Source organism: Pseudomonas sp. MB-090624 (assembly GCF_003205245.1).
GTDB lineage: Bacteria > Pseudomonadota > Gammaproteobacteria > Pseudomonadales > Pseudomonadaceae > Aquipseudomonas > Aquipseudomonas juntendi.
In genome coordinates this window covers 1-1,232 of sequence record NZ_QJRK01000108.1, presented here as the reverse complement: position 1 = coordinate 1,232, position 1,232 = coordinate 1, and the positions used below count along the sequence as shown (strand labels likewise).

Sequence of the window (1,232 nt, the reverse complement as noted above, 5' to 3'; positions counted from 1 at the left end):
TGAATCGCCCCTGGTTTCGTAGACACCTCCAAGCCTCATAATGAGGCCCAAATAGGAGGTGCCATGAGTCGTCAGCGTTACCCCGAAGAATTCAAGATCGAAGCGGTCAAGCAAGTGACCGAGAAAGGCAATCCTGTCGCCGATGTTGCCCAGCGCCTGGGCATGTCTGTTCACAGCCTCTACGCCTGGATCAAGCTCTACAGCAAACCCCAAGAGCAGCGTCAGCAAGACGATGAGCAGCAAGCCGAACTGCGCAAGCTTCGCGCAGAACTCAAGCGCGTGACTGAAGAGCGAGACATCTTAAAAAAGGCCGCCGCGTACTTTGCCAAGGAGTGCAACTGAAGTACGCCTTCATCAAAAAGCACTCGACGCATTACCCGGTGCGGCGCCTTTGCCAAACCCTCAAGGTGCATCCCAGCGGCTACTACGCTTGGTTGGCCGAACCTCAATCTGCCCGAGCCAAAGAAGATCAGCGCCTGCTTGGCTTGATCAAGCAGGCCTGGTTAGAAAGCGGCGGCGTGTATGGCTATCGCAAGATTCACGATGACCTGCGAGAGCTAGGAGAGATCTGTGGGCGAAATCGAGTCGGTCGCTTGATGCAGGCAGAGGGGCTGCGTTCGCAAACGGGCTATCGCCGTCGTACTGGGTTTTATGGCGGAAAACCAACAGTGGCATCCCCCAACCATCTGGCCCGGCAGTTCAAGGTCAGTGAGCCGAATAAAGTCTGGGTGACCGATATCACCTACATCCGCACCTATGAAGGGTGGCTGTACCTGGCGGTAGTGCTGGATCTGTTCTCCCGCCAAGTCATTGGTTGGTCAATGAAGCCCAGAATGAGCAGCGACCTGGCCATCGACGCCATGCTGATGGCCGTGTGGCGACGCAAGCCACAGCAGCAAGTGATGATTCACTCAGACCAAGGCAGTCAGTTCAGTAGCTCAGATTGGCAAAGCTTCCTGAAGGCCAATAATGTGATCAGCAGCATGAGCCGACGGGGAAACTGCCACGACAATGCCGTAGCGGAGAGCTTTTTCCAGCTTTTGAAGCGGGAGCGAATCCGACGAAAGATCTACGCAACGCGTGACGAAGCCCGAAGTGATATTTTCGATTACATCGAGATGTTCTATAACCCTAAGCGTCGACACAGCAGTGCTATGCAGCTGTCTCCAGTAGAGTATGAGAAACGCTATTTCCTGAGCTTGGAGAGTGTCTAGGAAAGCAGGGGCGATTCA

At 54.6% G+C, this 1,232-nt stretch carries 1 protein-coding gene; it reads left to right on the top strand.

Features of this window, described 5'->3' with window-relative positions; all coding sequences use genetic code 11:
• The first annotated feature begins 63 nt into the window (after positions 1–63).
• Positions 64–1,214, top strand: a protein-coding gene (locus DMX12_RS28805) for an IS3 family transposase (RefSeq protein ID WP_085983004.1) whose coding sequence is annotated in 2 segments (ribosomal slippage) — positions 64–298 and positions 298–1,214 — 1,152 coding nt in all. Because the reading frame shifts where the segments join, the coding sequence is not laid out codon by codon here.
• Positions 1,215–1,232 lie beyond the last annotated feature (18 nt).